Here is a 20,254-nt window from a genome sequence, read left to right on the forward strand (position 1 = left end):
AAGCCGGGAGGGAGCCTTACGCCGAGGTCAGCCCTGGAGCCACTTCTTCCAGGTCTCCGGGTGTTCCTCGACCCAGCGGCCGGCCGCCTCGTCGGGTGACAGCCGTTCGGAGGCGATGAGTTCGGACACCTCGTTCTGGTCCTCCTCGGACCAGTTGAACTTCTTCAGGAAGGCCGCCGCGTCCCCGCCACGCTCGGAGAAGTCCGCGTTGAGGTACTTCTGGAGCGGGGTCGTCGGGTAGGCGCAGTCGATGTCGGCCGGGTCCTTGGCCGCGCAGGCGTCGGAGTACTCCGGGAGCTTCACCTCGACCATCGGCACCTCGTTGAACAGCCACTGCGGCTGGTACCAGTAGCTGAGGAAGGGCTTCTTCTCCTTGGCGAACTGCTGCATCTGGGTGATCTGGGCGGCCTCGGAGCCGGCGAAGACGACCTTGTAGTCCAGGCCGAGGTTCTTCACCAGTGCCTTGTCGTTGGTGACGTAGGACGGCGAACCGTCCATCAGCTGGCCCTTGTCACCGCTCTCCGCGGTGCGCAGTTCACCGGCGTACTTGTCGAGGTTCTTCCAGTCCGTGACGTCCGGGTGCTCGTCCGCCCAGTACTTGGGGACGTACCAGCCGATGTGGCCGGTGACTCCGAGGTCGCCGCCGGGGACGATGGTCTTCTTGTCCTTGACGTACAGCTGCTCCTGGTCGGGGTGGCCCCAGTCCTCCAGGATCGCGTCCACCCGGCCCTGGCTGAGGGCGTCCCAGGCGGGGACCTCGTCGGTCTGCACGAGGTCGACGCGGTAGCCCAGCTCGTCCTGGAGGATCTTCTGGGCGACGGCCACGTTGGCCTGGGCGCCGACCCAGGACTGGACGGACAGCGTCACGGTCTTGATGTCCGCGGGGGCCGCGAACGGTGAGGCCTGCTTGGTCATGTCCGCCGCGCCGCAGCCGGTGACGGCCAGCAGGGCGGCGGCGGAGGCGATGACCGCCGGCGTACGGAGGCGGGCGCGGGTCCGGGTGCGAGCCATGTCAGCTCTCCTTCCGCTGGCGGCGGGCGGTGGGCTGGGTGACACGGTCCAGCATCAGTCCCAGGCAGACGATGGCGGCGCCCGCGACGAGACCGGTGGCCAGGTCGCCCTGCGCGAGGCCGAACACGACCTCGTAGCCGAGCGCGCCGGACCCGACGAGTCCACCGATGATGACGACCGCGAGGACCAGGACGACGCCCTGGTTCACGGCGAGCAGCAGCGCGGGCCTGGCCAGCGGGATCTGGACCTGGCGCAGTCGCTGGCCGCTGGTGGCGCCGAGCGAGCGGGCACACTCCATCGCGGCGGGGTCGACGCCCCGCAGGCCCTGGGTGGTGATGCGGACGACGGCGGGCAGCGCGTAGACGACCGCTGCCGCGGCGGCGGGGGCGCGGCCCACGCCGAAGAGGGCGACGACCGGGATGAGGTAGACGAACTGCGGCATCGTCTGGAAGACGTCCAGGACGGGGCGCAGCAGCCGTTCGAGGCGCCGGCTGCGGGCGGCACCGACGGCGATGGCGAAGCCGAGGACGAGGGTGACGGCGACGGCGGCGATGACCTGGCTGAGCGTGTCCATCGACAGGTCCCACACGCCGAGCACCCCGATGGCTGCCATGGCGAGGACTGCGGTCAGCGCGGTGCGCCAGGTGCCGATGGTCCAGGCGAGGGCGGCGACGATCAGCAGCACGGCCCACCACGGCAGTCCCTGCAGTCCGTCGCGGAGCGGGTTGAGGACCCAGCTGGTGAAGTGGGCGGCCCAGTCGGCGGTTCCGCCGATGACGGGGATGCCGGTGTAGAGGTGGTCGACCATCCAGTCCTTGGCCGTGTTGACGGGTTCCGCGATGGGGACGACACCGTCCTCGGGCCAGATCCGGCCGCCGGTGAAGCGGCCCACGACGGCGACGGCCGCGGCGATCAGCGCGGCGAGCCCCCAGCCGCGCGCTCCGCGCAGGGCGGCGGAGCCGGTGGGTTCCGTACCGATCCGCCGTCCGGCGGCCTCGGTCGTACGGTCCAGGACGACGGCCAGCAGCACGATCGGGATGCCCGCGGCGAGCGCGGCGCCGACGTCGACGGAGGAGAGCGCCTGGTAGACGCGGTCGCCCAGGCCCCCGGCGCCGATGACGGACGCGATGACCGCCATCGACAGCGCCATCATGATGGTCTGGTTGAGGCCGAGGAGCAGTTCCTTGCGGGCCAGCGGGAGCCGCGCGCTGAGCAGGCGCTGGCGTCCGGTCGCGCCGAGCGAGGCGACGGCCTCCATGACACCGGGGTCGGCTCCGCGCAGTCCGAGCGCGGTGAGCCGCGCCATCGGAGGCGCCGCGTAGACGACGGTCGCGAGGACCGCGCCGGGCACGCCGATACCGAACACCAGCACGACGGGCAGCAGATAGGCGAAGGCGGGCAGCACCTGCATGGTGTCCAGGACGGGGCGCAGGACGCGGAACGTTCGGTCCGAGAGGCCCGCGGCGAGTCCGAGGAACAGGCCCAGCACCACGGAGGCGAACACCGCGACGACCATCAGGGCCAGGGTCTGCATGGTCGGCACCCACATGCCGAGCAGCCCGCAGAGGAGGAAGGAGAGGCCGGCGGTCAGTGCCAGGCGCCATCCGGCGGTCCGCCAGGCGACGAGCGCGGCGACGGCGGTGACTCCGGCCCAGCCCAGGGCGAGCAGCGCGAGGTAGACCCCGCGTACCGACAGGACGACGGCGTTGCTGATGTGGCCGAAGAAGTAGAGGAACAGCGGGTGGCTGTCGCGGTTGCCGATGATCCAGTCGTTGACCTCGCCGAGCGGACCGCTCAGGTCGACGGTCAGCGCGCCGGGCCAGACCCCGCCGCCCCAGCGGGCGTGTGCGAGGGGTACGGCGACGGCGGCGATCACCAGGAGCGACAGGACCTTGGCGAGGGCGGGCCGGTCACGCAGGACGGCCAGGGGGCCGCTCCCCGGGGGTCCTGAGGCGGTGCGGGTGGTGGCTTGGGCGGTGGCCATCAGACGGTCACCTCACGGGCTGCGGCGCCCTCGTCCGAACCGGCGACGACGTCGAGCAGGCACGCGTGGTCGACGACTCCGACCAGCCTGCCGTTGTCCATCACCCGGGCGACGGGCCCGCCGGAGCGGGAGACGGCCTCGATGGCCTCGGAGACGGTGGCGCCGGGGCGGACGGCCGGCCCGCTGTCGCTCTCGCCCGCGGTCGGCGGCCGCATGGCGGTGGCGACGGTGAGGACCTGCTCGCGGGGGACGTCCCGGACGAACTCGCGTACGTAGTCGTCGGCGGGCGAGCCGACGATCTCCTCGGGGGTGCCCAGCTGGACGATGCCGCCGTCGCGCATCAGCGCGATGCGGGTGCCCAGGCGGAGCGCCTCGCTGAGGTCGTGGGTGATGAAGACCATGGTGCGGCCCTCCTCACGGTGCAGCCGGACCACCTCGTCCTGCATCTCACGCCGGATCAGCGGGTCGAGCGCGCTGAACGGTTCGTCGAAGAGGAGGACGGACGGGTCGACGGCGAGGGCGCGGGCCAGCCCGACACGCTGTTGCTGGCCGCCGGAGAGCTGCGAGGGGCGCCGGTCCTCGAGGCCGGCGAGGCCGACCTTCTCGACCAGTTCGGCGGCCTTGGCGCGTCGTTCGGCCTTGCCGAGGCCCTGGATCTCCAGGCCGTAGGCGACGTTGTCGAGCACGGTGCGGTGCGGCAGCAGCCCGAAGTGCTGGAAGACCATCGCGGCGCGGTGGCGGCGCAGTTCGCGCAGCCGGTTGGCGTCCATGGCCAGGACGTCCTCGCCGTCGATGGCGAGGGTGCCGCTGGTGGGTTCGATGAGCCGGGTGAGACAGCGTACGAGGGTCGACTTGCCGGAGCCCGACAGGCCCATGACGACGAAGACCTCACCCTTCTCGACGTCGAAGGAGACGTCGCGCACGGCGGCGGTGCAGCCGGTGCGTTCGCGGAGTTCGGCGGCGGACAGTCCGGCGAGTTCGCTGCCGGGGACACGGTCGGCCTTGGGGCCGAAGACCTTCCAGAGGTTCTTGACGCTGAACACGGGGGTACTGGCTTCGCTCATCGGACATCGCCTCCGGTGGTCGGGGTCGCTCGGAGCAGCTCGGCGCACTTCTCGCCCACCATCAGGACGCCGATCATGGGGTTCACGGCGGGCATGGTCGGGAAGACGGACGCGTCGGCGATGCGGATGCCCTCCAGCCCCTGGATCCGCAACTGCGGGTCGACGACGGCCGCCGGGTCGCCCTCGGCCCCGATCCGGCAGGTTCCGGCCGGGTGGTAGACGGTGTGCGCGACCTTGCGGGCGTACTCGCTGATGTCCTCGTCGGACGTGACCTCGGGGCCGGGGCACACCTCGCGCTTGAGCCAGTGGGCCAGCGGTTCGGTCCTCGCTATCTCGCGGGCGAGCTTGATGCCGTCGACCAGGGTGCGGCCGTCGTGGTCGTCCTCGTCGGTGAAGTAGCGGAAGTCCAGGGCGGGCTTGACCTCGGGGTCGGCGCTGGTCAGGTAGAGCCGGCCGCGGCTGCGCGGCTTGGGGATGTTCGGGGTCATCGACACACCGTGCTCGGGCTTCTCGTAGCCGAGGCGCTCCGGGTTGTCGGTGAAGGGGATCTGGTAGAAGTGGAACATCAGGTCCGGGCCCCTGGATCCGGGGTCCCTGCGCACGAAGAGGCCCGCGTCGGAGTCCATGGCGGAGTTCTCCGGGATGGGCCCGTCGGTCTCCCAGACGATGACCGACTCGGGGTGGTCGAGCAGGTTCTCGCCCACGCCCGGGACGTCGTGGAGAACAGGAATGCCCAGCTCGGTGAGGTCCTTCGCGGGGCCGACGCCGGAGTGCATCAGCAGCCGCGGGGTGTCCACCGCGCCCGCGCAGACGATCACCTCACGGGCGGCGCGCAGGAACGACTCCTCGCCGTCCTTGCCCCGTACGTGCACCCCGGTCGCCCGGTTGCCGTCGAACTCCAGGCGGTACGCCCACGTCTCCAGCAGGATCGAGAGGTTCGGGCGGTCACCGGCCTCGATGTGCGGGTGGAGGTAGGCGACGGACGCGGAGGAACGCTTGTTGTTCTCCGGGTGGTAGGCCAGGTCGAAGAAGCCGACGCCGTCGTGGAACGGCTTCTTGTTGAAGCTGTCCACGCGCGGGACCCCGGCGGCGGCCTGCGCGGCGTCGACGAAGTCGCGGGCGATGGCGTTCCGGTCCTTCTCGTCGACGGGCACGATGTTGTTGCGCAGCCGGTCGAAGTAGGGGTCCATCGCGGCGGCGTTCCAGCCCTCGGCCCCGGCCTCGGCCCATTCGTCCCAGTCGCCGGGCAGCGGCTTGAAGCTGATCAGCGTGTTGTGCGAGGAGCAGCCGCCGAGGACGCGGGCGCGGCTGTGCCGGATGTGGGAGTTGCCGCGGGGCTGTTCGGTGGTGGGGTAGTCGTAGTCGAGGTCGCCCCCGAGAAGACCGAGCCAGCGGCGGAGGGTGAGGACGTCGTCCCGGTCGATGTCGGTGGGGCCGCCCTCGATGACGGTGACGGTGACGTCGGGGTCCTCGGTGAGGCGGGAGGCGATGACCGAACCGGCCGTACCGCCTCCGACGATCACGTAGTCGACAGGTTCGGGGCGTGCGGTGCTGGGGGACGGGGGCATCGGTCACTGCTCCTTCTGCAAGGTTCTTGCGTGTACGTGGTGCTGCGAACAGCCGGGCGGGGTGGGGCGGTTGCTCTCAGCCGGCGAACCAGCGCTGGGGGCGCGGGTTGAGGTTCTGGTAGATGTGCTTGGACTCGCGGTACTCGGCGAGCCCGGTGGGGCCGAGCTCGCGGCCGGTGCCGGACTTGCCGAAGCCTCCCCATTCGGCCTGCGGGAGGTAGGGGTGGTAGTCGTTGATCCAGACGGTGCCGTGGCGCAGCCGTCCCGCGACGCGCCGGGCGCGGCCCGCGTCCGTGGTCCACACGGCGCCGGCGAGACCGTAATCGGTGTCGTTCGCCAGGGTGATGGCTTCTTCCTCGGTACGGAAGGTCTCGACGGTGAGGATCGGGCCGAAGGTCTCCTCGCGGACCACCTTCATCGCGCGGTGGCAGCCGTCCAGGACCGTGGGGCGGTAGAAGTAGCCGTCGGCGGGGCGGATGTCCGAGGGCTCCGGGCGTGCGCCGCCCGAGCGGACGACGGCGCCCTCCTCGCGGGCGGACGCCACGTACGCCTCGACCTTGGCGAGCTGCTGTGCGGACACGAGCGGGCCGCACTCGACCCCGTCCACGGTGCCCCGGCCGAGCCGGATCGCGTCGGCGCGTCGGGCGAGTTCGGTGACGAAGCGGTCGCGGACGGACTCCTCGACGATGAGACGGGCTCCGGCGGAGCAGACCTGGCCGCTGTGGAAGAACGCGGCGTTCAGGGCCTGGTCGACCGCGGTGTCGAAGCCTTCGTCGGTGGCGCAGGCGTCGGCGAACACGACGTTGGGGTTCTTCCCGCCGAGCTCCAGGGCGACCTTCTTGACGGTGGGTGCGGCCGCCTGGGCGACCTTCGTACCGCTGGCGAGTCCGCCGGTGAAGGAGACCAGGTCGACGTCGGGGTGTTCGGAGAGCCGTGCGCCCACGGGGACGCCCGCGCCGGTGACGAGGTTGGCGACACCGTCGGGCAGTCCGGCCTCGGCGAGGAGCCGGATCAGGTGGACCGTGGAGAGCGGGGTGACCTCGCTGGGCTTGAGCACGAAGGTGTTGCCGGCGGCGAGGGCGGGGGCGATCTTCCAGCTGGCCTGGAGCAGCGGGTAGTTCCACGGGGCGATCAGGGCGCAGACGCCGACCGGCTCGTGCACGACGACGCTGTGCACGTCGGGGTCGCCCGCGTCGACGACCCGGCCGCCGCTCTCGTTCATGACGAGGTCGGCGAAGTAGCGGAAGGCGTTGGTGACGTCGTCGACGTCGACGCGGCCCTCCTCCAGGGTCTTGCCGGTGTCGCGGCTCTCGGTGATCGCGATCTCCTCGCGGTCCCTCTGGAGGAGCCCGGCGACCCTGCGCAGCAGCTCGGCGCGCTCGGCGACGGGCTTGTGGGGCCAGGGGCCGTCGTCGAAGGCGCGGCGTGCGGCGGCCACGGCTGCGTCGGTGTCCTCGGTTCCGCCCTCGGCGACGAGTGCCAGGACGGTGGCGTCCGCGGGGTCGAGGATCTCGCGAGTGGCGCCTGTTCCGGCGGCCTGCCAGATACCGTCGATGTGGAGGGTTTCCAGGGCTGCCGGGGGGTGAGCCGACGAGCGGGGAGCCGACATGTAGTGATCTGCCTTCCGTGCCTGATTGCTCCGCACCGGTCCGGCCGAGCACATACGCGCCGGTGGACCGGGATTCGGCACCAGCACAGTGGTGGACCCTTTCCATTCGGGTCAGATGTATGCCCGAACATTCACTCTGGGTGACGTGGCTCACGTGTATCACCCCGTCGGCACGAGCAGTCACCGGATCCGGACGCGCAGTGCTCGGCGAGTCCCCGACTCGGGGAACCGAGGGCGCCGGGCCCGGCGCGGTGTCCGGACCGCGGTTCGGCGTTGTGATCGTCGCCGGTCAGGCGGACCTCACATGGTCCCCCTCTGCACGTCTGCTCCTGGGTCCCCGGGGAACTGAGCGAGGCACTCGACCGTCTGAACAGTCGAACGGCTGGTTCTTGCGAGAACTCTGGGGGAGTCGTGCTCGGTCATTCCATGCTCAAGCTCTTGGCCCGTGACATGCACACCCGGCTCGGCGGCCAGGAAGGCGAGGACCTTGCCGTTGTCGAGCAGCGGCTCCGCCTGCTGGCGGCCCTGGCTCCTGACGCCCGGCGCGACGCGGTGACCGCACTTCCCGCCGACGAGAGTGACCAGCTGCTCATCGGAGCGTTCGGTTACGGCGCGACCCGCGAAGACCCGTGGAACACCCACGCGGACGCGCAACTGCTGGCCGCCACGCTGGAGGCGTACGCCGCCGGCATCACGGTCGGCTCCGGGAAGGAATGGGAATCCGCCCGGCATGTGAAGGGCAGGCTCACAGCGCAGGCACGGCTGCTCCGGGCCGTCGAAGCCGATGCGGCCGGGGATCGCGCCGAGGCCAACCGCTTGTTCGACCTGGCCTGCGGGCAGGGTGAGACGGCCGGTGACTGGCTCGTCTGTGCGCTGGGCCTCCTCGGCAGAACGGCTTGCGGAAGCGAGGCGCACCTGGCCGAGCCCTCCGAGATCATGGAGCTGGCCGCCCCTGTCATCGATGAGCTGGCGCAGTACGTCGAGGACGACCTCGGCCCACTCCGGCAGGCCTTCCACCTGCGCTACGAAGCGTTCGGGGTGGTGCGGTCCGCAGTGGGGGCCGAGGACGCGGACACCCTGCTGTCCCTGGTCCGCTCGTGGCTCGACGTGAACCCGCAGGGCGCCATGGTGGAGCTGGCCCACGCCTGGAGCGGCGAGATGGGCCGTGGCGTCCATGACGGAGACCTCGACTGGGCGGTCGGCTGGGCGGCATGGGGAGATCAGCTCATCGCCCCGGCGCAGCCGGGCTCCCCGCTCCGCTTCCGGCTCGCGGGTCACTTCCGTGCCGTGGGGGACGCGGAGCACTCCATCCAGGTACTCGAGTGGTTACTCACCGATGGGCCCGACGACGAAGACGTTCTGGTCGCCCTCGCCGCCGCCTACCAGCGCGCGGGCCGTGGGGAGGACGCGATCGCCTGTCTGCGGTCACGGCTCTCGGACCCTCCCGCTCCCGGCGAGGAGGACCTGCTCGGACAGCTGGTCCGGGTGCTGGTCCAGGAAGACTCCCCGGAGCTGGAGCACTGGGAGGGCGAGTTGATCCGCCTGACCGGTAGGGGCGCCTTCGACATGATGCCCAAGGTGTTCGGCACGCCCCCCAGCCCACAGGTCGCGATGGCCGGATTCGTGGACGGGACACTGACCGTCTCGCCGGACATCGACCACCTGAGCGAGATAGGTCCGCAGATCTTCGCGGCCATGATCGAGGGAAGCCCTGACGGCGCCGACATGCTTCGTGATCTCGCCGAGCTTGACCCGGCGACGGCGGCAGGCGTGGCGCGACTCCTGGGTGTGCCCCTGGTGACCCGAGCGCACCGGGAGGCCGCGGAGCACATCGCGCAAGGAGAGCAGCACTTCCATCGACGGGAGTACGCGGAGGCGGCTGACTGCTACCGCAGGGCACTGGAATCCGACCCCGACAGTGCGTCGGCGCTGCTCGTGCTCGGCGATGTGTACTACGTGAACCAGCACCTGGGGCTGGCGCGGGCGTATTTCCAGGAGTCCCTGGCCGTGGAGGAGACTCCCATGGCCTGGCGGTTCCTCGGCGACACCTACCGTGCCGAGCAGGACGGGGCCGAGGAGGCCCGCAGTTGTTACGAACGGGCTGTGGCCCTCGATCCCGACTACGGCGGTGCCAGGGAGGCACTGGAGCATCTGCCGCCGCCCGCGGTGCGCCCCACGTGGTCACCGGAGGCGGTCACGGCCGACGCGCCCCTGCCCACCGAAGGACGCGAAGCGGGCACAGCCGCACCGCCACCAGGCATCCCCATGTCGCGCTTCGCCGCCGGCCCCGGCGTCGAGGCCGACCTCCCCGTCCGCCTGGAAGTCGCTCTACGCCGTGACCACCCGGCTCTGGGAGTCCTGTTCGACTCCCTCGCGGATGACGGGGACTTCGCCGCCTGGCTCGCGGAACACGCCCCCGCGCACTGGTCCCGTGCGCAGGACGCGCTCCGGGTCCTCATCCACCAGTGGTCCGCCCGAGGCACCGACCTCGAACGCTCTCTGCTGCTGGCCGGCAGACGGGTGCAGATCGCGGAGGCGCTCGAAGGGCCCTGGCCCGACGGTGACGACGAAGATATGGGCAAGGCCCGGCTGCTTGCCGACGCCCTTGAGCAACTGGCGTCCGTGAACAAGGACCTGGGGCGCTACTCGGAGTCGTACGACTTCCTCAGAGCCGCCGAACGCTGGGCGGACATCGACGAGGAGGAACGCGCCCGCGCGGGAAAGTCCCTGCGCGTCGGCTACGACCACTTCCACGACCGCCCGCCGAGAGCGGGGTTGTACGAGGCGCTGGCCGATGCGGCTTCGCGCACCGGGGACGAGGCACGGGCCGCACACTACGCCCGGTTGCAGCGGGATCTCGAGGGCGGGCTGCCTGCCGACGACCACGCGCGTGTCGTGGATCTCGTCACCGCGGGCCTGTCGGCCTTCCTGGAGGACGAGGATCCGGATCTGGCCCTGCGATATCTGCGTACCGCTGAGAGGATCGCCGAGCGTGAGTCCGCCCGCACGCCGGTCAAGGTCACGTCGGCCACGGTGCAGTACGGCTACGGGCGGCTCCTCACCTGGCTCGGCCTGCCACGCCGGGCACTGCACCATCTGGGCAGGGCGCGGGAGTTGAATGCGGGCAACGCCGACCGGCTGGCACAGGACTGGATCGCCACGGCGGAGGTACTCGATCGATGGCCCCGTTTCGGGCCCGCGATGCTCGCCTACGAGCAGGTGCTGGTGCTGTCCTCGGTCCCCGGCACCATCGAGGACCGTCTCTTCTGGGCCCCACGCAGGGAACCCACCTCACGCACGGGGCGCCGTATCGTCGCCGTCGAACGGGCATGGACCGTCGTCCTGCCGATGGCTCACGCCGCGTGGGCCTACGGCGAGCTCTACACCGCGACGGACGTGCTGGAACTCGGCGCCGGCCTGGCAGACCTGGTACGGGCGGCGCAGCCCGACCCGGGCCTCCGCACGCGCGTCCAGGACGAACGGGCCGTGGTCTTCGAGCTGCTCACCCGATTCCGTCTGGGGCGGGCGGAGCGCTCGGACGTAGACCGGGACGCGCACGTCGCAGCCGCCTACACCGCGTCCGAGAGGAAGCGCTCACGCGCCCTGCTCGACGCCATGAGCACAGTGCGGCTCAGAACACCCGCCGGGGTTCCGCAGCAGCTGGTCGAGCGGGAGGCCGGGCTGTTGCGTGCACGTGCCGAGGTCGAGTCCCGCGGCGAGGTGGACTGGGCACAGCACCGCGCCGTGACCGACGAACTCGCCACCCTGTGGGCGCGGTTGGCGGCGAGCGGTCCCGAGGCCGCCGAGTACGCCGCGATCAGGCGGTCCGACGTCCTGGCTCCCGAGGACGTACTGGCCGAACTCGCGGACGAACCGGTGGTCGTGGCGTCCTACGCCATGCTGGACGACGGGACGATCGTCGTCTTCGTCCTCAGTGGGAGCGCCGGACTCCAGGTGGCGCCCGTGGACGCCGACGGGCCTCAGCTCCTGCGTTTCATCGAGGACCACTTCGGCAGCGCCGGGCAGGTCCGCGAGATGGCCGAGGACCTGCCCGGCCTCTTCCAGCACGTCCTGGGGCCACTCGTGGCTCCGATCGCGGCGGCCACCAGGCCCGGGCAGACCGTTCTGATCTGTCCCACGGGCGCTCTGCACCACGTCCCCTTCCATGCCCTCGCCGTGGAAGGGGCGGAGACACTACTCGACCGCAACCCGGTCGGCTACCTGCCCACCGTGTCCCTCCTGCGCACCCTGAACCACCGCGCACCCGGTGCGGGCACCGGTGCCCTCGTCCTGGGTGACCCCGGCAACGACCTTCCGTACGCCCGCACGGAGGCGGTCACCCTGGGAAACCGTCTGGAGACCGTCCCGCTCCTGGGCGAGGCTGCCACCCGTGAGGAAGTGCTGCGCCGCGTCCCGCACGCCTCGGTCTTCCACGCGGCCTGCCACGCGCACTTCGACGCCGAGGACCCGCTCTCCTCCGGCCTCGTCCTGGCCGGAGGAGTCCTGACGGCGCGCGACATCCTGCGGCAGGACTGGCACGGGGTCCGGCTCGCCGTTCTTTCGGCCTGCGAAACCGGTCTGGGCCGCACCAGCCGCACCGACGAGACCCTCGGACTCAGCCGGTCGCTCCTGTTCGCCGGGGTCCGTTCGCTGGTGATGAGCCTGTGGCGGGTTCCTGACTCCACCACTGCCGCCATCATGGGGGACTTCCATGACCTGGCCCTTGCCGGTGAGGCTCCCGCACTGGCCCTGCGGACCGCGCTTCTCGCCGCACGGGACCGCCCCGGCGGCGGCCGGCTGGACCGCTGGGCGGCCTTCTGCCTGCTCGGTGACTGGCGCGCCCCGGCAGGCACGGAACCCCGACATGGAGAGTGACATGCTGACCCACCCAGAACTCCCCGAAGGCTACGAGTTGCTCGACCTGGTCGAGCCGGCCGTGGTGGAGACCGAACCCGACAGGCACCTCCAGCCCCTCGACGAGGCAACGGTCAGGCTGCTGCGGCGCGAGACCCGGATCGGCCTGGCACGCGGTCCGGTCCGGCAGGTGGAGACCCAGGTGTCCGGTCATGTCGGCCACGACATCTCCCTCATCTGCGTGGTCCAGACGCACCCCGAGTCCTTCGTGCGCTGGTCCCGGCTCGTGATCGACCTGTCGGCCACCGGCGGAGCCGTCGTGGCGGACATGTCGCCCACCCTGATCGAGGGGGAGCATCCGGTCGAGGTCGAGACGACGCTGGGCGGTGGACTCACCTTCCAGGTCGCGACCGCGGCTGTCGGAGCCGAACTCATGCCCCAGATCACCAGGCGCAGGACGCTCTACTGCCCTCGGATCACTTCGTCCGGCATCGGTTTCACCACCGCCTACTGGGACTTCAGGGCATCGGACCAGGAGTTCCTGCATGTCAACGAGGAGCTGAGGCTGCTCGTCGACGCCCCGGTGGGCGTCCCCGTCGATGCGAGGGTGACCATGCGCGTCAGGGTCATGCCCCGGGGCATCGGCAGGCTCGTACGGCTGACGGGCAAGCTCGGAACCAGCGAGACGTTGTGCCGTCTCGTCGGCCCGGACGTCCTCCGAGGCGAGGCACCAGGCCTGTCGGCCTGAGGACCCGCACATCGCGGAATCCACGAGGCCGCTGCCCGGTCCCCCTGGGGGCCGAGGCCCGGTGCGTGCGCACCGGGCCTCTTCGACGCCTGCCGGACCTCGTCGACGCCGTGGGATCGGGCGGTCAGGCGACGGCGACCGCCCCCGTCCCCTCCCCCGCCGCACCGGACGCCTCGACGCTCACCCGGTAGGCACGGTCGGTCCCCTCCGCCGTGACGTGCACCCCGGCCCCGTCCCGTACGACACGGAACACGGCCGCCGGGTCGCCGGTGAGGTCCGGCACGGTGACCGTGGTCCCGCCCGCGCCGGATCCGAAGACCCGCAGGGTGAGACCGTCCAGCCAGTCGCCGTCGGGACGCTGGTCGTCCGCGCCCCACGGGAGCACGGCGCCGTCCCTGACCAGGAGGGGAAGGCTGTCGAAGCCGTGGGTCTCGTGCCGCCAGGCGGGGCCGGTGACGCGCTCGCCGGTGAGCAGCGAGGTCCAGGTGCCCTCGGGGACGTAGTACTCGACCTCACCGTCCTCCGTGAAGACCGGGGCGACCAGCAGGTCCGGGCCGAGCATGTACTGCCGGTCCAGGGTGCGGGAGGCGGGGTCGCCGGGGAACTCCGCCAGCATGGGCCGCATCATGGGGACGCCCGTGCGGTGCGCCTCGGCGGCCACCCCGTAGAGGTAGGGCATGAGCCGGTGCTTGAGCAGGGTGAACTTCCGGGCCACGTCGACGGCTTCCTCGCCGAACTCCCACGGCACGCGGTAGGAGACGTTGCCGTGCAGCCGGCTGTGCGAGGAGAGCAGGCCGAAGGCCAGCCAGCGCTTGAAGACGGCCGGGTCGGGGGTCCCCTCGAAGCCGCCGATGTCGTGGCTCCAGAAACCGAACCCGGACAGGCTCAGTGACAGTCCGCCGCGCAGCGACTCCGCCATCGCCGTGAACGAGGCGAAGCAGTCACCGCCCCAGTGCACGGGGAACTGCTGGCCGCCCGCCGTCGCCGACCGGGCGAACAGCACCGCCTCCCCCGCGCCCCGCTCCCTCTCCAGGAGCTCGAAGACGGTGCGGTTGTAGATCTGCGCGTAGTAGTTGTGCATCCGCTCCGGGTCGGAGCCGTCGTGCCAGACGACGTCCGTCGGGATGCGCTCGCCGAAGTCCGTCTTGAAGCAGTCGACGCCCTGGTCGAGCAGCGCCCGCAGCTTGTCGTCGTACCAGGCCCGGGCGGCGGGGTTGGTGAAGTCGACCAGGGCCATGCCGGGCTGCCACAGGTCCCACTGCCAGATGTCGCCGTTGGCCCGGCGCACCAGGTAGCCGTGTTCGGCGCCCTCCGCGAACAGGGCCGACTTCTGGGCGATGTAGGGATTGATCCACATGGAGACGCGCAGGCCACGCTCCTTGAGGCGGGCCAGCATCCCCTCCGGGTCGGGGAAGACGTCGGGATCCCAGAGGAAGTCCGACCACTGGTATTCGCGCATCCAGAAGCAGTCGAAGTGGAAGACGCTGAGCGGGATGCCGCGCTCGGCCATGCCGTCGACGAAGGAGGTGACGGTCTCCTCGTCGTACGACGTGCAGAAGGACGTGGTCAGCCAGAGCCCGAACGACCAGGCCGGCGGCAGCGCGGGCCTGCCGGTCAGGGCCGTGTAGCGGGTCAGGACGTCCTTCGGGGTCGGGCCGGCGACGACGTAGTACTCGATCGACTGGTCCTCGACGCTGAACTGCACCTGCCCGACGGACTCCGATCCGACCTCGAAGGAGACCTTGCCGGGGTGGTTGACGAAGACGCCGTAGCCGCGGGAGGAGAGGTAGAACGGGATGTTCTTGTAGGCCAGTTCGCTGCTGGTGCCGCCGTCGGCCTGCCAGATGTCGACGGTCTGGCCGTTCTTCACGTACGGGGTGAAGCGCTCACCGAGGCCGTAGACGTTCTCGCCCACGTCCAGGGCGAGCTGGGCGATCATGTGGTGGACGCCGTCGGGCGTGGTCGCGAACGCCGTCCCCTTCGGGTCCACCCGGGTGAGGCGCTTCCCGTCGCCGTCGAGGAAGGTGATGCCCCAGGGCCCGTCACCGTCCATCCGCAACGTCAGTGGCCCGCTGGTGAGTTCGGTCACCGCCCCGTCCCGGCGGGTGGTGCCCGAGGGGGCCGTGGCATCGTCGGCCGACAGCGCGAAGTCCGGCCCGCGACGGGCCTTCCCCGCGTGATGGGTGGTGCGGACGCCGATCACGCCCGCGGCCGGGGAGAAGCATTCGACCGTGATCAGCGGGGTGTTGAGCGTGTCCCCGCGTGCCGCGACACGCTTGACCGCCGCGTACGCCGTGAACCGGTCGTCATCGACACGCAGATCGCGGATCTCCGTGGCGTAGGACGCGCGGACGCCCTCACGCATCAGCCAGAAGCCGTCGGTGAACCTCATGCGGACTCCTTACGGGGGATGACGTCGATGCGGGCGAGACGCACGGACCCCGAGAGGCCGACACGCAGCTCGTGCACCCCACGGAGGTCGAGCACGGCCTCGACGGTGCGGTACGCGTACGGGCCCTGGTCGCCGGAGAAGAGGGTGCTCAGGCTGTGTCCGCCCACAGTCACGGCGACGGAGCCCTCTCCCGAGACGAGGAAGGCCAGTCCTTCCACGCCCTCGCCGAAATCACACGCCCGGTAGAAGAGATGGCCCTCCTCCCCGGCGGAGGCGGCGGCGACGACATCACCTTCGGTCTTCGTGCGGTCGAGGATCACCGTGCCCGTCTGCCGGTCGTAGTCGACGGCCTCCAGACCTCGTGCCACCACCGGCCTGGGGCCCTGCGCCTCGACATCGACGACCTCCGTGGCGGTGAGCCGCACGTCCGCGCTGGACGCGCCCGCGAGGATCTCGTACGCGCCCGGCTCGACGGTCCACCGGCCGTGCGCCACGCTCCAGTGCCCCAGCTCCTCCCGGGACACGGTGAAGTCGAGGCGTTCCTGCGCCCCGGGCGCGAGGTGCACCCGGCGGTGGGCGACCAGCTTGCGCAGCGGCAGGTCCGTGGGATCGTCGAGGCTTCCCAGCAGGCGTCCCAGGCCCTTGGGGGACGGCCGGGCCGCACCCACGGGACCGGCCCGGCGGACGTACACCTGGGCCACCTCGTCGGCGGGGGTGGCCCCGTCGTTGGTGACGGTCAGCGAAACCCGCAGCAGCTCGCCGTCCAGCTCCGTCCGGAGCTCGGAGTAGGTGAAGTCGGTGTATCCGAGGCCGTGTCCGAACGGGAAGAGCGGGGTGCCGCCGAAGTAGAGGTACGTCTGCCGGGAGCCGATGACGTCGTAGTCGAACAGGCCGGGCAGATCGTCGTCGCTCGCGTACCAGGTCTGCGGCAGGCGCCCGGCCGGCGACACGTCACCGGCGAGGACACGGGCGAGCGCGGTACCCGCGGCCTGGCCGCCGTGCGCGGTCCAGAGCAGGGCCGGCAGTGCGGCGGCCGCGTCGACGACGGCGTACGGGTAGGCGGAGGACAGGACGAGGACCGTGCGCGGGTTGGCGGCGTGGGCCGCGCGCCACAGCCGGTCCTGCTGGGCCGGGAGGGCGAGGGTGGTGCGGTCCTCGGTCTCGCGGCCGTTGATGTGTGGGTCGTTGCCCGCGACGACGATCACGGTGTCGGCGGCAGCGGCGACCCGGGCCACGGCGTCCGCGCCGTGCTCGACGGTCTCGGACTCGAAGACCGTGGCGTCGTCCCGGGAAATCTTCTCGCCGGACACGGCAACCTTCGCGCCGTCGGCGGCGACAGAGACGTACCCACCGGTCCCCATGTGCAGAAGGCGGTGCCCGCCGTCGTGTCCCCCGACCGCTTCCATGCGGAACGTCTCCTGGACGACCCAGCCGCCCGGCTCGTCCGCGGAGGCCCTGACGTATCCGTCGTCGGCGACGGAGAGGTACAGCCCTTCGTCGGTGCGCAGGGTGAGAACACCGTCTCCCCAGTCGACAAGGGCGAGTTCGGTGGCCTCGTCACCGCAGGTCAGCGGGGGCAGGTCGGTTCGGCCGGCGAGGAGCGCGGGGTCGAGGGCGCCTTCCGCGCCTCGCGCCTCCCCGTCCTGCGTGCCGTCGGCCTCGGGCACCCGGAGCCAGCCCTCGGAGGTCTTCAGCCGGACCCGGTCAACACCTTCGGTGTGGACGACGTTGTCGGCGCCGTACCGTTCGCGGATCCCGTCGAGCGGGGTGGAGCGGTGCATGAGCGTGCCGCTGTACCAGTCGAGCTTGCAGTCGTCGGCGAGCAGTCCGACCACCGCGACGGTGTGTCCCCGCCCGGGCGCGAGGGGCAGCAGTCCGTCGTTCCTGAGGAGGACGACCGCCTGTTCCGCCGCCTCCAGCGCCAGCGCCCGGTGCTCCTCGGTGTCCAGGTCGTCCACCTGGGCGTACGGGTCGAGTTCCGGGTCGAACTCACCGAGCGCGAAGCGCATGGCGAGCAGCCGGCGGACCGCCGTGTCGATGTCGCTCTCGTCGAGGAGCCCCTTGTCCAGTGCGTCACGGATGCGGCCGGTCATGACCGTGGAGTCCGTGCCGTGGTCGGTGAAGCTGTCGACGCCCGCCTTCAGGGCGGCCGCGGTGGCCTCCTCGTGGGTGTCGAAGTAGTGCTCGGAATCGACCAGGTTGGAGGGCGCGCCGGCGTCCGAGCAGACGACGAGCGGCTGGTCGGTCCAGCTCCTCAGGTGCTGTTCCAGGAGGGGCGAGACGTGGTTGGGGCGCCCGTTGACGAGGTTGTAGGCAGGCATGACACCGGCCACGGCCCCGGCGCGCACCGCGTCGCGGAAGGCCCGCAGGTCGTACTCGTGCAGGACGCGCGGGCGCACCGAGGAGGAGGCGGTGTCGCGGTCGGTCTCGTTGTTGTGCGCGAGCCAGTGCTTGAGCACGGGTGCGGTGCGCCAGTAGTGCGGGTCGTCCCCGCGCAGTCCCCGGGTGTAGGCGACGGCGACGGCGGAGGTGAGTGCCGGGTCCTCGGAGTAGCCCTCCTCGCCGCGGCCCCACAGCGGGTGGCGCAGCAGATTCACCGTCGGCGCCCAGACGTTGAGACCGACACGGTCGTCCTGGGCGCGCTTGGCCCGCACCTCGTTGCCGACGGCCTCGCCGACGCGGCGGACCAGGTCGTCGTTCCAGGTGGCGCCGAGGCCGACGGCCTGCGGGAACACGGTGGCGGGGCCCATCCAGGCGACCCCGTGCAGGGCCTCCTGTCCGGTACGGAACGGGCCGAGCCCGAGCCGCTCCACAGCCGGGGCGAACTGGTGCAGCATCGCGATCCGCTCGTCGAGCGTGAGCCGTCCGAGCAGGTCGTCGGTGCGCAGGGCGAAGGACAGCTGCGGGTCGCGGAAGGGAAGCGGATGGTCCGTCACGTGCGGGTCCCCTTGGAGAGGTGGGAGGTTTTCCGGTCTGCTCGCGCCGAAGGACAGTTCGACGCACAGGGAAGGATCTTTCGAAGCGCTTCGATGCTCTGCGGCCGACCCCACGGGTGTCAAGGGTGCTACCGCCGCAAAGAGGTTCATGCGGACGTATCGAAGCCGCGTCGCCCCGGGAAACGGTTCGGAAACAGGTCGGAGGAATCTCGAAACGAACTCTTGTGCGGCCGGGACCCTTCACTTAATCTCGCTGCAACATCGAAGCGCTTCGACGAGGCAGCCCGTTGACCGCTTCAGCTCAGCCGGTGCAGTTCCACCGGCTCGGCCGGTAACGCCCCCTACCTCAGACACAGGGCCGAGCGGCAGTCGCCGCCGCGGGCCGTCCTGTTGCACCACGAAGGGTTGACGCAATGACGCCGAACTCCCCCTCCGCTCCCAGCCGGAGACGATTCCTCGCCTCTTCCGTGGTCGTCGCGGCAGCCGTGGGCGGGGGGATGCCGCTCCTCGCCGCCTGCGGCGGCGGTTCCGGCGGTGCGAAGAACGAGGGCACGACCACGGGCAAGAAGCTGAAGGACATCCTTCCGTCCTACGTGCCCTCCGAGGCGGTCACCCCGGACATCCCGAGCAAGAACGGTTCCGCGGCCGGCTTCACCACCGCGCTCCCGGCCGACAAGCTCGCGGTGTCCGTGCCGAAGAAGCTGGGCCAGGGCAGCGAGCTGCGGGTCATGGCACCGCTGTGGGGCACGTCGCCGGGTCAGGGGAACCCGTACTGGAAGGCGATGGACGAGGCAGCCGGTGTCACGGTCAAGTGGCAGAACCAGGACGGCAACGTCTACGGCCAGAAGCTCGGCGCTGTGCTCGCCTCCAGCGACATCCCCGACGCGGTCGTCGTCCCCGGCTGGGAACTGGGCGGCAAGATACCGAGCGCCATCGCCAACAAGTTCGCCGACCTCGGCCCCTACCTGTCGGGTGACAAGGTCAAGGACTACCCGAACCTGGCGGCCATTCCGACCGGCGCCTGGCAGCGTGCGATCTTCGCCGGCAAGCTGCGCGGTCTCCCCATGCCCGCCGAGGCGACCCCGAACATCACGCCCTTCTACCGTGCGGACATCTTCGAGGAGAAGGGGTACGAGGTCCCGACCACCACGCAGGAGTTCTACGACCTCTGCAAGGAGATCAACGCCCCGAAGAGCAAGGTGTGGGCGTGCAGCGACATGACGTGGTCGGCGTTCGTCTTCTTCGGGGTGCTGCCGGAGAAGCCGTACTACTGGAAGCTCGTCGACGGCAAGCTGGTCAACCGCTACGAGACCGACGAGTACCTGGAGGCGCTGGAGTGGTCGCGCTCGCTGTACTCGGCGGGCTTCGTGCACCCGGACGCCAAGGCCGAGACGGGTGACATGCGGACCACGTTCTCCTCGGGGAACGTCCTCATGTACAACGCGGACATCTCCGACTGGTACGCCGCGACCGCTGTCCAGCGCCTCGACAAGCCGGAGTTCCGGATGGGGGCGATGGACTTCTTCGCCGCCGCCGGCGGTGACCCGGTCATCTACGAGGCGTCGCCCTCCAACATCTGGTGCTTCGTCAACAAGAACGCCGACAAGAAGACCATCCAGGACGTCCTCGCCCTCGCCAACTACACGGCCGCACCGTACGGGACCAAGGAGCAGCGCCTGAAGGCCTACGGCCTGGAGGGCACGCACCACACCCTCAAGGACGGCGTCCTCGTCAAGACGGAGCAGGGCAACAACCAGGTCTTCGCCACCTACGAGTACGTGGCCTCCCCGGCCCCCTTCCGCGCCTACCCGGACTTCCCGGACGTCGCCAAGGGTGTCATCGAGTGGCAGCAGCGTCAGGGCGCGCACCTCAGGAAGCCCCTGTTCCACGGCATGCAGATCCAGGAGCCGACCCGCTTCACCGAGCTCAACGCACAGTTCGAGGACATCGAGAAGGACATCGTGCGCGGCCGCAAGAAGGTCGGCGACATGCAGCAGGCCGTCTCCGACTGGAAGACCAAGGGCGGGGACAAGCTTCGCGACTGGTACAAGAAGCTGCTCGACGAGACCGGTGAGTCGGCCTCCTGAC

At 70.7% G+C, this 20,254-nt stretch carries 10 protein-coding genes; 3 read left to right on the forward strand and 7 right to left on the reverse strand.

Annotation, left to right across the window (positions count from 1 at the left end; translation table 11 throughout):
• Positions 1-27 precede the first annotated feature (27 nt).
• The 5 genes from P8A20_RS04035 to P8A20_RS04055 form a co-directional block, all read right to left on the reverse strand.
• Positions 28-1,011: an ABC transporter substrate-binding protein gene (locus P8A20_RS04035; protein ID WP_147959151.1), complete on the reverse strand. Its 984-nt coding sequence runs from the start codon at positions 1,009-1,011 to the stop codon at positions 28-30.
• A 1-nt stretch (position 1,012) separates the two neighbouring features.
• Positions 1,013-2,995 carry an ABC transporter permease gene (locus P8A20_RS04040; RefSeq protein ID WP_306102863.1) on the reverse strand — a complete coding sequence of 661 codons (1,983 nt, stop codon included), beginning with the start codon at positions 2,993-2,995 and terminating at the stop codon, positions 1,013-1,015.
• A complete protein-coding gene (locus P8A20_RS04045) occupies positions 2,995-4,059 on the reverse strand; it encodes a quaternary amine ABC transporter ATP-binding protein (RefSeq protein ID WP_147959149.1) in 1,065 nt (354 codons plus the stop codon). The genes P8A20_RS04040 and P8A20_RS04045 overlap by 1 nt, the downstream gene beginning before the upstream one ends.
• On the reverse strand, positions 4,056-5,627 hold the full coding sequence (locus P8A20_RS04050) for a GMC family oxidoreductase (protein ID WP_147959148.1): 1,572 nt from the start codon (positions 5,625-5,627) through the stop codon (positions 4,056-4,058). Before P8A20_RS04050 ends, P8A20_RS04045 begins: the two co-directional genes overlap by 4 nt.
• 76 nt (positions 5,628-5,703) lie before the next feature.
• On the reverse strand, positions 5,704-7,236 hold the full coding sequence (locus tag P8A20_RS04055; protein ID WP_147959147.1) for an aldehyde dehydrogenase family protein: 1,533 nt from the start codon (positions 7,234-7,236) through the stop codon (positions 5,704-5,706).
• A 426-nt stretch (positions 7,237-7,662) separates the two neighbouring features.
• Here P8A20_RS04055 and P8A20_RS04060 point away from each other — a divergent pair, with 426 nt between their 5' ends.
• Both P8A20_RS04060 and P8A20_RS04065 read left to right on the forward strand, forming a co-directional pair.
• Positions 7,663-12,111 carry a CHAT domain-containing protein gene (locus tag P8A20_RS04060; protein ID WP_147959146.1) on the forward strand — a complete coding sequence of 1,483 codons (4,449 nt, stop codon included), beginning with the start codon at positions 7,663-7,665 and terminating at the stop codon, positions 12,109-12,111.
• A 1-nt stretch (position 12,112) separates the two neighbouring features.
• Complete coding sequence (locus P8A20_RS04065; protein ID WP_147959145.1) at positions 12,113-12,838, forward strand: hypothetical protein; 726 nt, start codon at positions 12,113-12,115, stop codon at positions 12,836-12,838.
• Positions 12,839-12,962: 124 nt separating this feature from the next.
• Here P8A20_RS04065 and yicI read toward each other — a convergent pair whose 3' ends face one another.
• Complete coding sequence (gene yicI, locus P8A20_RS04070) at positions 12,963-15,230, reverse strand: alpha-xylosidase (RefSeq protein ID WP_147959144.1); 2,268 nt, start codon at positions 15,228-15,230, stop codon at positions 12,963-12,965.
• The gene (locus tag P8A20_RS04075) at positions 15,227-18,166 is read right to left on the reverse strand and encodes a glycoside hydrolase family 3 C-terminal domain-containing protein (protein WP_306102864.1); all 2,940 of its coding nucleotides are present in this window, start codon (positions 18,164-18,166) and stop codon (positions 15,227-15,229) included. The genes yicI and P8A20_RS04075 overlap by 4 nt, the downstream gene beginning before the upstream one ends.
• Positions 18,167-18,579: 413 nt before the next feature.
• Between P8A20_RS04075 and P8A20_RS04080 the strand changes: the two genes are divergently transcribed.
• The gene (locus tag P8A20_RS04080; RefSeq protein ID WP_147959142.1) at positions 18,580-20,253 is read left to right on the forward strand and encodes an extracellular solute-binding protein; all 1,674 of its coding nucleotides are present in this window, start codon (positions 18,580-18,582) and stop codon (positions 20,251-20,253) included.
• Position 20,254: the final 1 nt, after the last annotated feature.

The organism is Streptomyces sp. Alt3 (assembly GCF_030719215.1).
GTDB lineage: Bacteria > Actinomycetota > Actinomycetes > Streptomycetales > Streptomycetaceae > Streptomyces > Streptomyces glycanivorans.

Coding starts and splice junctions, on each gene's coding strand:
- P8A20_RS04035 (WP_147959151.1), bottom strand. CDS start 1,011: ATGGCTCGCACCCGGACCCGCGCCCGCCTCCGTACGCCGGCGGTCATC.
- P8A20_RS04040 (WP_306102863.1), bottom strand. CDS start 2,995: ATGGCCACCGCCCAAGCCACCACCCGCACCGCCTCAGGACCCCCGGGG.
- P8A20_RS04045 (WP_147959149.1), bottom strand. CDS start 4,059: ATGAGCGAAGCCAGTACCCCCGTGTTCAGCGTCAAGAACCTCTGGAAG.
- P8A20_RS04050 (WP_147959148.1), bottom strand. CDS start 5,627: ATGCCCCCGTCCCCCAGCACCGCACGCCCCGAACCTGTCGACTACGTG.
- P8A20_RS04055 (WP_147959147.1), bottom strand. CDS start 7,236: ATGTCGGCTCCCCGCTCGTCGGCTCACCCCCCGGCAGCCCTGGAAACC.
- P8A20_RS04060 (WP_147959146.1), top strand. CDS start 7,663: ATGCTCAAGCTCTTGGCCCGTGACATGCACACCCGGCTCGGCGGCCAG.
- P8A20_RS04065 (WP_147959145.1), top strand. CDS start 12,113: ATGCTGACCCACCCAGAACTCCCCGAAGGCTACGAGTTGCTCGACCTG.
- yicI (WP_147959144.1), bottom strand. CDS start 15,230: ATGAGGTTCACCGACGGCTTCTGGCTGATGCGTGAGGGCGTCCGCGCG.
- P8A20_RS04080 (WP_147959142.1), top strand. CDS start 18,580: ATGACGCCGAACTCCCCCTCCGCTCCCAGCCGGAGACGATTCCTCGCC.